The organism is Pseudomonas sp. P2S-1 (assembly GCF_057197725.1).
The window spans coordinates 1,568,165-1,581,633 of record NZ_CM170068.1 but is presented as its reverse complement, the minus strand read 5'-3'; the positions used below and the strand labels follow the sequence as shown (position 1 = coordinate 1,581,633).

The following is a 13,469-nucleotide window of genomic DNA, read 5'->3' as shown; positions in this document are numbered from 1 at the left end:
AACCCGCTTGTGCAATTACCAGGATTTCAGGAATTCGCTATGCCTACGCTTCTTGTCACCGGCGCCGCCGGTATCGTCGGGACCGCCCTGCGGCCCTTCCTGCGCCAGCGCTACAGCCTGCGCCTGCTCGACCGCAAGGCGGTCGCGGACCTGCGCGAAGGCGAGACCGCAGTGGTCGGCGACCTCACCGACCCGGCCTGCGTGCAGCGCGCGGTGGACGGGGTCGATGGCATCCTCCACCTGGCCTGTGCCCATGGCACCGACATCCATTTCAACACCACCGTCGAGCCCAACTACCACGGCACCCTGTACCTGCTGGAAGCGGCGCAGCGCCATGGCGTGAAGCGCTTCGTCTTCGCCAGCAGCCACCATGTGCTGGGCCAGTACCGCAGCGACCTGGCCGAATTCTTCGACGACATGCCGGTGGCCCCGGACAGCTACTACGCCCTGAGCAAGGTGTTCGGCGAAGCGGCCTGCACCACCTTCTCCCTGCGCAGCGACGTGGCGACCTTTATCGTGCGGATCGGCAATGCCGACCCGAAGGTCTCCGACGCCCGCCGCCTGCGCATGTGGACCAGCGCCCGCGACCTGGCCCAACTGATGCTCATCGGCCTGGAACATCCCGAGGTGCGCAACGAGATCGTCTATGGCGTCTCGGAAAGCCCCAACCCGCTGTTCCACAACAACTGCGCCCGCGCCCTCGGCTACAAGCCCCAGGACAATGCCGGCGAGCACCTGGCCGACAACTACCTGCCTTATGAAGCCATGGCCGCGGAAGGCTCGGGCCGCGACCATGTCGGCGGCGCCTACGCCGGCGTGCCCCTGGCTTCGCTGCTGGAGAACCCGCAATGAAGATCGTCCGCATCGACACGCAGATCGTGGAAATCCCGTTCCATGATGGCGGCAAGGGCCAGGGCATCACCCCGACCACCTGGAACACCCTGGAAAACGTGCTGATCCGCATCGAGGACGAGCAGGGCAATGTCGGCTGGGGCGAGGCCTTCGGCTACTTCGTCGCCAATGCCACCAAGGCCCTGATCGACCGTTTGATCACGCCGCTGCTGCTGAACCGCGAGATCACCGATATCGCCGCGTTCAACCAGGAGCTGCAATTGCGCCTGCACCTGTTCGGGCGATATGGCGTAACGATGTTCGCCATCTCCGGCATCGATATCGCCCTGTGGGACCTGGCGGCACGCCGGCGCAACCTGCCGCTGCACCGGCTGCTGGGCGAGGCGGTGCGCGAGAGCGTGCCGGCCTATGCCAGCCTGGTCCGTTACGCGGACAACGAGGTGGCCCCGGCCATCTGTGAAAAGGCTCTGGAAATGGGCTTCAGCGATATCAAGCTGCATGAAGTCACGGTCGACGAGATCGCCGCCTGCCGCCGTGCCATCGGCGACGACGTGCCGCTGGCCACCGACGTCAACTGCGGCTGGAAGGTCAGCGATACCCGCGACTGGCTGCCGGCCCTGCGCGATCTGAAGCTGGCGTGGCTGGAAGAGCCAATCTTCCCCCCGGAAGATTTCGCCACCCTGGCCAGCCTGCGCGGGCAGGGCGTGCCGTTGTCGGCGGGGGAAAACTGGTGCACTGCGGTGCAGTTCGAGCAGGCCCTGGTGACGGGCGCGGTGGATTCGATCCAGCCCAGCGTGACCAAGGTCGGCGGTATCTCCGAATGCCTGCGCATCGGCGAACTGGCGCGCCAGCGTGACGCCGTGGTGTTGCCGCACTGCCCGTACTTCGGCCCCGGTCTGATCGCCACCCTGCACCTGGCGGCGGTGCAGCCGTGGGTGCCGCAGGTGGAATACCTGTTCGTCGAGCCGGCGGACTGGCTGTATCCGGTGGAGTCGCTGCGCAGCGGCAACCAGTTGCAGATCCCGCAGGGCGCGGGCCTGGGCCTGGACATCGATCAGCAGGTGATCGAGCGCTTCCGCCGCCACTAAGGGGTTTTGTCCTTTGGCTTTCAACCTCCGCCACGCTCCGGCGCGGCGGCAGGGGCTTGTCGTGCCCGCTTTCGGGTAACGGAGGGTCTTATGCACCGCGTCGAACTGAACAATGCAATCTGGAAACTGGCCCTGCTGCCGGCTTGGGGCGGGCGTATCGCCGCGCTCAGCGCCGAGGGGCTGGAGGTGCTGCTGCCAATCACCAGCGAGTCCTTCGACCCGCTGGACTGGCCGCGGGCCGGGGGCTATCCGCTGTTTCCGTATTCCAACCGGATCCGTGATGCGCGCCTGGCGTTCAATGGTGTCGAGCATCGTCTGCCGGCGCATCACGCGGCCTTGCCGCATACCCTGCATGGGGTCAGTCATACCCAGCCGTGGCAGGTGGTCAGCGTCGGAGCCGAAAGGGCGCTGATCCGCTGCGATTACCAGGGCGAGCACTGGCCCTGGGCGTTTCGTGCCGAACAGGAATTCGTGCTGGAGGGCAATCGTCTGCGGGTCACCCTGCGCCTGGTCAACCAGGGTGATACGCCGATGCCGGCCGGGCTCGGCCTGCATCCGTACTTCCAGCGTCATTCAGGGATGCGCGTCGAGTACCGGGTCGGGCGTGAATGGCAGATCGATGCCGACTACCTGGCTACCGGTGAATTCCAGGACGCGCCGAAGACCCTGCGCATCGCTGCCGACAACGGCGAGTCGGTCGCCCATTACCAGTCCCGCTGGGACGGCAACATGCGGGTGGACTATCTGCAGGGTTCGCTGGAGCTGCGCTCAGACCTGAGCCATATGGTCGCCTTCGCCCCTGCGGGACTGGGCTACCTGTGCCTGGAACCGGTTTCCCACCTGGCCGACGCCTTCAACTGCCCAAGAACGGAGTGGGCCGAGGTCGGCACCCATGAACTGGCCCCGGGAGAGGCCCTGGAGGCCACCCTGACGTTTATCTGGCACGGGCGCTGAGCCCGGCCGCGTTTTACCGATCCACCACCCCTAAAAAAGAGAACAACAACAATGAAATCATCCTCGTACGGGGCGGGCTTCGCTCGCTCGGCAAACCCCCTGACACTGCTGCTGGGCCTGGCGCCGCTGGGCGCCCATGCGGCGTTTTTCGACGACGCCAAGGCCAACCTGACCCTGCGCAACTTCTACTACAACCACGATCTGCGCGACTCCACCAAGCCGGCGCAATCCAAGCTGGAGGAGTGGGCCCAGGGCTTCATTCTCAAGGGCGAGTCGGGCTACACCGAAGGCACCATCGGTGTGGGCGTGGACTTCTATGCCGGCCTGGGCCTGAAGCTGGATTCGTCGCCATCGCGCAGTGGCACGGCCTTGCTGCCGGGTGCCTACGACCGTGCCGGCGGCCCACGCAATGCCGATCCGCGCTCGGTGGATCAGTTCTCCGAAGCCACGGCCGCGCTCAAGTTCAAGTATTCGAAAAGCGAGCTGAAGGTGGGCGGGCTGTTTCCGAAGATCCCGCTGGTCAGCTCCGGCGATGCGCGCCTGCTGCCGCAGTTCTTCGAAGGTGCGATGCTCGATGTGAAGGAGATCGACAACCTCGACCTCAGCGTCGGCCAGATGCGCCAGGTCAACCAGCGTGAATTCGCCGGGGCCCGGGATATCCAGGTGGGCAACTACTACAGCGTGTTCAGCGACCGCTTCAACTACCTCGGCGGCACCTGGCGCATCACCCCGCAATGGTCGGCGGGGCTGTGGGGCGGGCGGCTGGAAGATGTCTACCAGCAGAACCTGGCCACCGTTACCCACACGCAGAAGCTCGGCGACTGGAACCTCTCCGGCACGCTCAACTACCTCGATACCGGCGAATCCGGCGCCGAGAAGGCCGGCAAGCTGGACAGCCGCATGACCTCCGGGATGCTCAGCGCCAATCTCGGGCCGCAGACCTTCCGCGTGGGCTACCAGTACAACGCCGGTGACAGCGCGCTGCCCTTTATCCACGACACCGATCTGCCAGCGGCGGCCAACGCCGTGCAGGTGCTGCGTTTCGACCGTGCCCAGGAGCGCTCATGGCAGGCGCGCTACGACCTCGACTTCGCCTCGCTGGGTGTGCCGGGGCTGGTGGCCTTCGCCCGTTACGTCAAGGGCGACAACTTCAAGGTGGCGGGTGAGGACGGCAGCGAGTGGGAGCGCAATATCGACATCACCTACACCGTGCAGGACGGGCCGCTGAAGAACCTCGCCCTGCGCCTGCGCAACGTCCAGTTGCAAGGCGATGCCACCGGGCGCCGGGATGAGAACCGGGTGATCCTGGCGTACACCTTGCCGTTGTTCTGATCCTTGTCTTGAACCCTGCCGCTGCCCTGGAACGGGTGGCGGCTTTTGCGTTTTTTGGAGTGTTGCCATGAGTTATCGCCTTGATCCGGAAATCCAGGCCTATGTCGAGGCTTGCCAGCGGTTCGTGCCTGTCGATGACAGTATCGAGGCGCGGCGGAATGCTTTCCTGCGGGCTTGTCGGGCGTGTACGCCGGAGGCGCCGGAAGGTTGGTCTATCGCTGACCGGGTGTTGGATGGCGTGAATCTGCGCGTCTACAAACCGGCGGGAGCGGTGCCGGAGGGCGGCTGGCCAACGCTGTTGTATCTGCATGGCGGTGGGTGGAATCAGGGCAATCTGGATACCCATGACTGGTTTGCCTATGCCCTTGGGCGGCGGGTATCGGTAGCGATCGTGGCGGTGGAATACCGGCTGGCGCCGGAGCACAGCTATCCGGCGCCGCTGGAGGATTGCCTGGGGGCATGGAATGGCTTGCGCGAAGGGCGGGTCGATGCGCAGCTGAGTCGCGAGCGGCTGATCGTCGGGGGTGACAGTGCTGGCGGGACATTGGCTGCCGGGTTGTGCATGGCCTTGCGTCGGGAGGATTTGCCGCAGCCGTTGGGGCAATTGCTGGTCTATCCAGTGCTGACGACACGGGAGGATTTGTCGTCGATGAGCGAGCATGCCGAGGCGCCGTTGATGACGGTGACGGGGTTGCGGCGGTCGCTGGCGGGGTTTCTCCCGCAGCAGGGTGATTGGCGGGATCCTTGTGCCATGCCCTTGGAGGCCGGGGATTTCAGCGGGCTGGCGCCGGCGTTCATTGCCGTGGCCGGGGTGGATCCGTTGCGGGATCACGGGGTGGCTTATGCGGCGGCGCTGGTGGAGGCGGGGGGCGAGGCCAAGGTCGAGGTGGTAGCGGGCTTGGTTCACTCCGGATTGCGCGCGTTCGGGGTGAAACGAGTAGAGCAATTATGGGATCGCCTGGGCGCGATGGCCTTGCACTATCTAGCCTGACGACACGGACCCTGTGGGAGCTGGCTTGCCAGCGATAGCGACGGTGAATTCACTGACGTAATCGCTGGCAAGCCAGCTCCCACAGGGTCCGCGTCGAATTAGCTGGCTCAGCCAGACGCTTGCTCCGCGATCCCTCTCATCATCGACTCCGCCAACGCCCGGGACGCTTCGAGTGTGTGCTGGGTCGCCCAGAGAATCCCGGCCAGATGGTCTTGCTTGACCACATCGCAGGCCTGGAGATTGGTTTCATAAGCAGAGCGCAACAGCACGATGAGATGGACCAGTGCTTCGTCGACATCGGCACCGGCGCACACGGCGAACAGCGGGGGATGGTGGCCGTCGCAGGCGGAGAAGCGGGTATGGACGGTGACGGCACGGGGTGGATCGGGGACGATCTTTTTCATGGGCACTTCCTTTCGGATTGATCGGAACTGCCAAGCGTTGCTGTCAAACAAACGGGTGGCAGCTGTACGTAGGTTGACAGACCGGACCGAAAGGACCCCGGCGCGCACGAGTGCGCCCCACGCACAGCCGCCATGACACGGCGCCTAGGCGTTACAAAGCCTGCGGCGAAGGAAATGGGCGTTGCGGGTACTTTCGGTTGCGGTCTGTCAAAACCGGTCGCCAGACATCAACGACGGCAGCAAGACTAGGCAGCGTTTCCCCAGCACGCAACAGCTAATAAGCCGCGGGAGTATGCTTGGGAAATTGCCTACAAGAAAGTCGGAAATCGGTGAAGTTTCGTTGCCTGATATGGCGGGAAACCGGCCTGACGACGCGGACCCTGTGGGAGCTGGCTTGCCAGCGATAGCGGTGGTGAATTCACCGACGTCATCGCTGGCAAGCCAGCTCCCACAGGGGCCGCGGCGAATCAAGCAAAGGGTGGCAACTTCACCCCCTCAGGTCGCAACCCGCGAAGTCGAACCGATCACCGCCTCCAGCACCCTGAAATCAATCCACTCCCGCACATCGAAGTGCCGCGGAATGAATTCCCACCGATACAGGAAATCGGTGAAGTCCTGCAGGGCACTGATCGACCGACTGTCGAGGGTAGTCCGCAAGCGCCGATGAGCATCCTCGCCATAGGCCGCCGCCACCCAGTACTCGCTGGTATTCAGCTCCCGCGCGAGATAGCGCCGGGTCTCATCCGGGTTGGCCCAGGCCCATTGCTCGGTACGCAATAACACATCGACGATGCGCTTGCAGGCGCCGAAGTGGTTGTCCAGCAAATGGGTGTCCACGGTCAGCGTACGCGGCGTGCCGTTGTTGGCGCGAATCAGCGGGTCGGGGTGCGAGCCGGTGTCGATCACCACATGCAGGCCCAGCTCGTAGGCCAGCTGCAACGCCGTGGCGCCCTTGAGGAAGATCGCGTCGATATCCCCGCGCAGCAGGCCGATCAATTCGTTGTTGCGCCGGCTGATCCGGGCGCCGCTGAGGTAGACGGCGGCACCATGGACATGGGTGACCTGCTCGTCGCTGTGGGTCCCGCCATAGGGATAGTCCACCAGTTCCACATCACCCACGTTCAGGCCTTCCAGGCGCAGCGCGTTTTCCAGCCCGCGCAAGGCCTGGGCGCGGGTGAAGTCGATCTGCACATTGGCCCACTTGGGCAGGCCGAAACGCCGGTTCTTCAGGTCGCGGACGGTTTTCACCCCGCTTTCGGCGGTGGTCAGGATCAACTGCACTTCATCCGCCCAGCTCAAGCCCAGCACCCGGGTTTCCACCCCGGCGGAATAGGCCCAGATCGCCGGGATATTGCCGCCATGGCGCACCGAGTTGGGTAGGTGGTGGTCGTAGTGGGCCTCACGCACTTCCCGCTCGCTGGATTCGCGCAGGGACTGGATCGAGGTGCCCAGCGGGGCGAAGGCTTCGGCCAGGCGCCCGGTCTGCACGGCGATGCCGAGGCCGGTGGGCACCGGGCTATGGGTGTACCAAAGGGTATCGAGGGGTGTGCTCATGAGGCGATCGGGTCCTTGATGGCCGGGAGGGCAGGTTGACGCAGCAGCGGCAGGACTTCCTGGCCGATGCGTAGGGCTTCTTCCAGGTGCGGGTTGCCGGCGAGGATGAAGGTGGAGAAACCGGCGTCACGGTATTCGGCGAGGCGCTCGGCGATATTCTGGTGGCTGCCCACCAGGCCCACGGTCGGGCCCGGCTTGGCCTTGGCGAAACCGGCCCAGAGGTTGGGGCCCAGGATCAGGTCGTCGAAGTCCTGGATGTTCTGGTGATAGGCCGTCTGCCGCGCGCCGCCGACCGAGTCGCTGGCCCGGGTGAAGGCGCTGGAGACCGCGCTGGGCTTGCCTTCCAGGCGCTCGAACTGACGACGCAGGTCATGCCAGGCAGCGTCCTCGGTTTCCCGGGCGAAGAGGTCGACGCGCAGGCCGAAGCGCACGCTGCGCCCTTGCTTGTCGGCCAGTTCGCGGACCCGTTCGATATGCGGCTTGAGCTTGTCCACCGGCTCGGCCCAGTTCAGGTAGACGTCGGCATGCCGGGCGGCAACATCCAGCGCCGGGTCGGAGAAGCCGGAGAAGTACACCGCCGGCTTGCGCTCGTTGCCCAGGCCCGGTGGCAGGGCGCCGTTCTCCAGGCGGTAGATCTCGCCCTCGTAGCTGAAGCGCTCGTTGTTCCACAGGCCGTCGATGATGTCGAGGAACTCGCCGGTGCGCTGGTAGCGCTGGTCGTGGTCGAGGAAGTCGCCCTGGGCCCGCTGGCTGGCCGGGTTGCCGCCGGTGATGATGTTCCAGTCGAGGCGGCCGTGGCTCAGGTGCTGGAGGATCGCCGCTTGCTGCGCGGCATAGGCGGGCAGGGTCCAGGTGGCCTGGAATGCCACGAGGAAGCGCAGACGCCGGGTTTCCCGGGCCAGGGCGGCGGCGACTATCCAGGGCTCCGGGCCGGTGGGCAGCAGGGCGCCTTCGAAGCCGGCCAGTTCGGCGGCCTTGGCCACCTGGGCGATGTAGTCGATGTAGGTGAAGCCGTCAGGGCTGCCGTCGGCCAGCAGGCCGGGGGCGATATGGCCGTGCCGGGCGGCGAAGCTGCCGCGGTTGTGTTTGTCGGTGGTGAGTTGCGGGCCGTCGGTGCCGAGGGGCAGGCGCCAGAAGAATTCGGTGGTCATGGCGGGTCCTTTGGTGAATTGAAGAGGGGTGGTGCAACCTGTGTGCCACGGTGTTCTCAGGGGCCCCATCGCTGGCAAGCCAGCTCCCACAGGTACTGTGTTCGCCGGACCTGTGGGAGCTGGCTTGCCAGCGATGAGGCCCGGAAGAGCGCCGCAGGGTGCTGCCTGGGCAGCACCCCGCAAGCAATCACTGTTCATGCACGGCCAGCTGGTCATGGCTGCGATACAGCGCCGCATAGGCGCCGTCCGCCGCCAGCAGTTGCCCGTGGCTGCCTTGTTCCTGCACCCAGCCCTGGCGGATCACCACGATGCGGTCGGCATCGCGGATGGTCGCCAGGCGGTGGGCGATGATGATCGCGGTGCGGCCTTCGCACAGCCGGCGCAAGGCGCGCTGGATGCGCCGTTCGGTATGCACGTCCACCGCCGAGGTAGCCTCGTCCAGCACCAGCACCGCCGGGTTGGCGAGGTAGGCGCGCACCAGGCACACCAACTGCCGCTGGCCATGGCTGAGATGGCTGCCAAGGCTGCCGACCTGGGTCGCGTACTGGTGCGGCAAGCGCTCCAGCACCTCGTCCGCCCCCAGCTCCCGCGCCGCGGCGATCAGGCTGGCGTCGTCGGCCCCGGGGGCCGCCAGGCGCAGGTTGTCGAGGATGCTCCCGGCGAACAGCACGTTGTCCTGCAGCACCACGCCGATATGCCGGCGCAACTGGGCCTGGCTGACCTGGCGGATATCCACGCCATCCAGCCGCACGGCACCGTCGTTGACCTCGTAGAAACGGGTCAGCAACTGCACCAGGGTGCTTTTGCCATGCCCGGACGGGCCGACGATCGCCAGCACTTCACCGGCGCGGATGCGCAGGTCCAGGTCATCGATCACCGGGCGCCCCGCGTCGGGCTGATAGGCAAAGCGCACCTTGTCGAAATGCACCTCGCCCTGCACCCGTGGCAACGACAAGGGCCGTTCCGGATCGCGGATTTCCGGGGCGGTATCCAGCAACAGGAAGATCCGCTGCGCCGAGGCCGAGCCCGTGGCATAGCGTTCGAACAGATCGGTCAGCTCCTGCAAGGGCCCGAGGAACAGCATCACGTAGAACAGGCTTTCACCGACCTGGCCCACGGTCACCGTGCCCTGCGCCAGCGCGTAGCCACCGACCAGCACCAGCACCGCCATGCCTCCAGCCGCAAGCAGGGCAGTAAATGGCGCGAACCAGCCGGAACGCAGGCTGCCGGTGATCAGCGCGCCATTGAACTCGTCCAGCAGCCGGCGATAGCGCCGCTGGTTGTCCGCTTGCCGCCCGCTCTGCTGCAACAGGCGCACGCCGCCGACGCTTTCCACCAGGTGCGCGGTAAAGCGGCTGCGCTGCTCGGCGACTTTCGCCCAGTTGCGCTGGGCCACGCGCTTGAACGCCCAGGTAGCGAGGAATAGCAGCGGCACGCTGCCGATCAGGGCAAAGAAGAACAGCGGGGTGATCAGCCACAGCATCAGCGCCGCCAGGGTGCAGCGCAGCAAGGCGCCGAGCAGTTCCGGCGGGCCCTGGATCAGCAGCGGTTCGAGGGCGTCGACGTCGCGGTCGGCGCGGGACAGGATGCGCCCGGCGCGGGTCCGGTCGAAGTAGCCGATGCTCAGTGCCTGGACATGGGCGAACACCCGCACCCGTAGCTGATTGAGCACGGCGATGGCGGCGCTGCCGGCGATGTACTGCGATAGCCCACCGAGCAGGATCCGCCCCAGCCAGCTTGCCGCCAGCCCGGCGCCAAGCCACAGCACCAGCGGCAGATCCAGCAGCCAGGCATTGCCGTCGTGGACCAGCCCGCGATCCAGCAGTTCGCGAACGAACCACGGGCGCAGGAACACGGTGAACACCAGCACCAGTTCCAGCACGATCACCCAGGCCACCTGGCCGCGCACCGGTTTCAGCAGCGGCAGCAGGCGTTGCAGCATGCTGCGGTCGAGGGCCTTTTTCGCCAGGCGCTCCTCGATCTCGATATCGCTCATGGCGGTATTGCCGGCGTTCCTGCTCATTGGTCGATCCCCAGCAGGTCGCGATAGGCGGCATTGCGTTCGAGCAACTCGGCGTGGGGACCGCTGTCGACGATGCGGCCCTGGTCCAGCAGCAACACGCGGTCGGCGCGCTCCACGGTGCTGGCCTTGCTGGCGATCAGCAGCAGGGTCGGGCCGCCGGGGCGGCGCAGGTGGTCGAGTACATGCCGTTCGCTGATGGCGTCGAGGGCGCTGGTGGCGTCGTCCAGGCACAGCAGGTCCGGCGCGGCGAGCAGGGCGCGGGCCAGGCACAGGCGCTGGCGCTGGCCGCCGGAAAGGGTCACGCCGCGATCGCCCAGCGGGCTGTCGAGGCCATGGGGCAGGCGTTCGAGAATGTCGTCGGCGGCGGCGCGGTGCAGGGCGTCGAGCAGTTCGGCGTCGCTGGCGTGTGGCGCGCCGAGGCGCAGGTTGGCGGCGAGGCTGTCGGCGAACAGGAAGCTTTCCTGGGGCAGTACATGCACGCGCTGGCGTAGGTCTTTCAAATCGACGGCGCGCAGGTCCTGCCAGCCGCCTTCGTGATTGCCCACCAGCACCCGGCCGCTGTCGGCATCGGTCAGGCGTGGCAGCAGGCTGGCCAGCAGGCTCTTGCCGGTGCCGGTGGCGCCCACCAGAGCGACCACTTCGCCGGGGGCCAGCAGCAGCGAGCACTGGCGCAGGATGTCGCGCTCGCTGCCGGGAGCGCTGACATTCACTTCTTCCAGTTGCAGGCCCAGCGGGCCCGGTGGTAGTCGGCGCGGGCCGCTTTCGATCCGGGTCGGCGCGTCGAGCAATTGCCAGATCCGCCCGGCGCTGGCGCGGGCATCGGCGAAGGTCTGCATCACCCGGCCAATGCCTTCGATGCGGAACACCAGGGTGGTGGCGATAAGCAGCGAGGTGACCAGTTCGCCAATCCCGATCTTCCCGGCGGCCACCAGTTGCGCGCCGATGATCAGGATCCACACATGCCCCAGCGCCACCAGGGCCTGGGGCAGGGGAATCCGCGAACTGGCCCAGGCCAGGGCCTGCCGCGCCAGCCCGGTGAACTGCCGGACCTGTTCACTGAAATCATCGATACGCTGCTGTTGCAGGCCGAACGACTTGATCACTCGCACTGCGCCGATGCCTTCGGCGAGATCCTGGTTGACCCGGTCATAGGCCGCACCCACGGCGCGGTCCAGTTCGACCAGGCGGTCGGTCTGCAGCACGAACAGATACAGCCCGAGCAGGGTCAGCAGCAGCGGCCCGAGGGCCAGCAGCGGGTGATACCAGCCCAGCAGACCGACCGTGGCCAGCACCACCAGCGGGGTTTCCACCAACTGGCGCCAGAAGCTCACCAGCGCATCACGGACCTTGTCGGCATCGCGGGTGGTGCGGGTGACGATCTCGCCGATGCCGTGCTGCCAGTGGTAGCCCAGGTGCAGGCGCAGCACCTGTTCGAGAATGCGCTCGCGCAGGCGGGTCAGCAGTTCCTGGCCGAGGATCAGCGAACCGAGGGAGGCGGCGTACTGCAACACGGCGCGACCGAAGGCGACGGCCAGGATGGCCCAGAACCAGTGCCAGGCCACACTGCCGTCAAGGCCTCCGTCATCGAGGCGGCGCACCGCAACCCCGGCGGTCACGTCGTTGAGGGCATGGCCGATCAGCCATTGCTGCCAGACCAGGCCCAGGTTGATAAGAACGAACAACCCGGCGACCAGGGCGAAACGCCAGGGCATCTCGCGGTAGATCGCCAGGCTGCGCAGCAGCGGATGTCGATGGCTCATGAAGAACTCGAAACAGGACGAAGAAACGCGCGGGTCGGCCCGCGCGATGGGATTCAGCGACTGGCACCGATCTTCTGCTTGGCCGCCAGGATCGCGGTGTACTCGCCCGGGTCGACGCCATTGAGGTAGTAGTTGCCGACGTGGTGCAGGCGCCAGCGGATCGGGTCGTGGGTGGTGTGCACCCGGGCGTTGCGCCAGAAGCGGTCGAGGTTCCATTTGCTCAGGGACGAACTGGCGCCGAGCAGGGAGAAGATATCGCTGGAGATCTTCAGCGAGGCGCCGTCGGAGTGGGCGCGGGCGGTGGCCACGGACAGGATCAGTTCGTCCTGCAGTTCCTTGTTCTCCGGGTCGCGCTCATGGGCATCGAAGACCCGTGCGGCATCACGCAGCAGCGATTCGGCAGCGCGCAGCGCCACCGCGTATTCGCCGATCTGGCGGATGATATGCGGCTCGTCGCTGGCGCGTTCCACCTCGCTCTCGACCCAGGGCCGGGCGTGCTGGTTGAGGTAGTCGATCCCGGCCTGCAGGGCGCCGGCGGCGATGCCGGTGTCGATGGCGGCGTGGAGGATCTGCGGGAAGGTCAGGCCGGTGCGCTTCATCGGGCCCTGGCGGCGCAGCACGTAGCGCTCGTCCAGCTCGATATTGTCGAATTGCACGGTGCCGCTGACCGAGTTGTTCTGGCCGAAGGCGTCCCAGTCGTCGACCAGGGTCAGGCCGGGGGTATCGCGGTGCAGCAGCACCCCGGCGCCGCCGTCGTCGCTGGCTGCGGTGAGGGAGATCCATTCGGCGAGGTACGAACCGGTGGAGTAGAACTTGCTGCCGTTGAGCACCAGCACGCCGTCCTCGCGGCGCTCGACCCGGGTCTTCAAGGCGAACTTGTTCTTGCCGCCGACCTCGGCCAGGGCATTGCCCAGGCGCTTGCCGGCCAGCACATCGTCGATCAGGCGCTGGCGCACCTCCTCGGGATAGCCATTGAGCACGCCGCGCAGCATCACGTTGTGGATCTGCAGCAACTGGCCGACGCCGCCATCGGCGCGGGAAATGATCCGCACCGTCTCGACGATGGTTTCCACCGAGGCACCGAGGCCGCCATCGGCCTTGGGCACGCCGATGGCGGTGATGCCGCTGGCGGACAGCAATTCGGCCTGGCGCCGGGGCAGGCTGCGGTTGTACTGCGGGTCGGCGGCGAGGGCGGCGATCTCGCCGGCAATCTCATGGGCGGCGGTGATGGCCTGGGCTTCGCTTTCGAGGCGGCGGGGCAGGTTGGACACGATAAGACTTCCTTGGATGAACAGGTGCCAGCTCAAGAGCAGGTTCTGTGCCATCGGTCTGGAGGCCTCGCGCTACGTGGCTTGCAGCG

The 13,469-nt window shown here is 66.4% G+C and carries 11 protein-coding genes; 5 read left to right on the top strand and 6 right to left on the bottom strand.

Annotated elements, in window-relative coordinates; all coding sequences use genetic code 11:
- The first annotated feature begins 39 nt into the window (after nucleotides 1-39).
- The 5 genes from AC2CQI_RS07050 to AC2CQI_RS07030 all read left to right on the top strand — a co-directional run bounded on the left by AC2CQI_RS07050 (nucleotide 40) and on the right by AC2CQI_RS07030 (nucleotide 5,217).
- Entirely contained in the window at nucleotides 40-852 is an 813-nt protein-coding gene (locus tag AC2CQI_RS07050; RefSeq protein WP_484579672.1) for an NAD-dependent epimerase/dehydratase family protein, read from the top strand.
- Complete coding sequence (locus tag AC2CQI_RS07045; protein WP_484579671.1) at nucleotides 849-1,940, top strand: mandelate racemase/muconate lactonizing enzyme family protein; 1,092 nt, start codon at nucleotides 849-851, stop codon at nucleotides 1,938-1,940. The genes AC2CQI_RS07050 and AC2CQI_RS07045 overlap by 4 nt, the downstream gene beginning before the upstream one ends.
- A 90-nt stretch (nucleotides 1,941-2,030) precedes the next feature.
- The gene (locus AC2CQI_RS07040) at nucleotides 2,031-2,894 is read left to right on the top strand and encodes an aldose 1-epimerase (RefSeq protein ID WP_484579670.1); all 864 of its coding nucleotides are present in this window, start codon (nucleotides 2,031-2,033) and stop codon (nucleotides 2,892-2,894) included.
- Between the two features lie 51 nt (nucleotides 2,895-2,945).
- Complete coding sequence (locus tag AC2CQI_RS07035; RefSeq protein ID WP_484579669.1) at nucleotides 2,946-4,226, top strand: OprD family porin; 1,281 nt, start codon at nucleotides 2,946-2,948, stop codon at nucleotides 4,224-4,226.
- Nucleotides 4,227-4,293: 67 nt separating this feature from the next.
- Nucleotides 4,294-5,217, top strand: a complete 924-nt coding sequence (locus AC2CQI_RS07030) for an alpha/beta hydrolase (protein ID WP_484579668.1) — start codon at nucleotides 4,294-4,296, stop codon at nucleotides 5,215-5,217.
- A 107-nt stretch (nucleotides 5,218-5,324) separates the two neighbouring features.
- On the opposite strand, the gene AC2CQI_RS07025 is transcribed toward AC2CQI_RS07030, so the two are convergent.
- The 6 genes from AC2CQI_RS07025 to AC2CQI_RS07000 all read right to left on the bottom strand — a co-directional run bounded on the left by AC2CQI_RS07025 (nucleotide 5,325) and on the right by AC2CQI_RS07000 (nucleotide 13,380).
- Nucleotides 5,325-5,621 carry a hypothetical protein gene (locus AC2CQI_RS07025; protein ID WP_484579667.1) on the bottom strand — a complete coding sequence of 99 codons (297 nt, stop codon included), beginning with the start codon at nucleotides 5,619-5,621 and terminating at the stop codon, nucleotides 5,325-5,327.
- A gap of 495 nt (nucleotides 5,622-6,116) precedes the next feature.
- Nucleotides 6,117-7,175 (bottom strand): ABC transporter substrate-binding protein, encoded by a 1,059-nt coding sequence (locus tag AC2CQI_RS07020; RefSeq protein ID WP_075802390.1) that lies wholly within the window; start codon nucleotides 7,173-7,175, stop codon nucleotides 6,117-6,119.
- Complete coding sequence (locus AC2CQI_RS07015; RefSeq protein ID WP_484579666.1) at nucleotides 7,172-8,326, bottom strand: LLM class flavin-dependent oxidoreductase; 1,155 nt, start codon at nucleotides 8,324-8,326, stop codon at nucleotides 7,172-7,174. Before AC2CQI_RS07015 ends, AC2CQI_RS07020 begins: the two co-directional genes overlap by 4 nt.
- Before the next feature lie 187 nt (nucleotides 8,327-8,513).
- Entirely contained in the window at nucleotides 8,514-10,349 is a 1,836-nt protein-coding gene (locus AC2CQI_RS07010; RefSeq protein ID WP_484579665.1) for an ABC transporter ATP-binding protein, read from the bottom strand.
- Entirely contained in the window at nucleotides 10,346-12,109 is a 1,764-nt protein-coding gene (locus AC2CQI_RS07005; RefSeq protein ID WP_484579664.1) for an ABC transporter ATP-binding protein, read from the bottom strand. Before AC2CQI_RS07005 ends, AC2CQI_RS07010 begins: the two co-directional genes overlap by 4 nt.
- Nucleotides 12,110-12,162: 53 nt before the next feature.
- Nucleotides 12,163-13,380: an acyl-CoA dehydrogenase family protein gene (locus tag AC2CQI_RS07000; protein WP_075802416.1), complete on the bottom strand. Its 1,218-nt coding sequence runs from the start codon at nucleotides 13,378-13,380 to the stop codon at nucleotides 12,163-12,165.
- Between the last annotated feature and the right edge of the window lie 89 nt (nucleotides 13,381-13,469).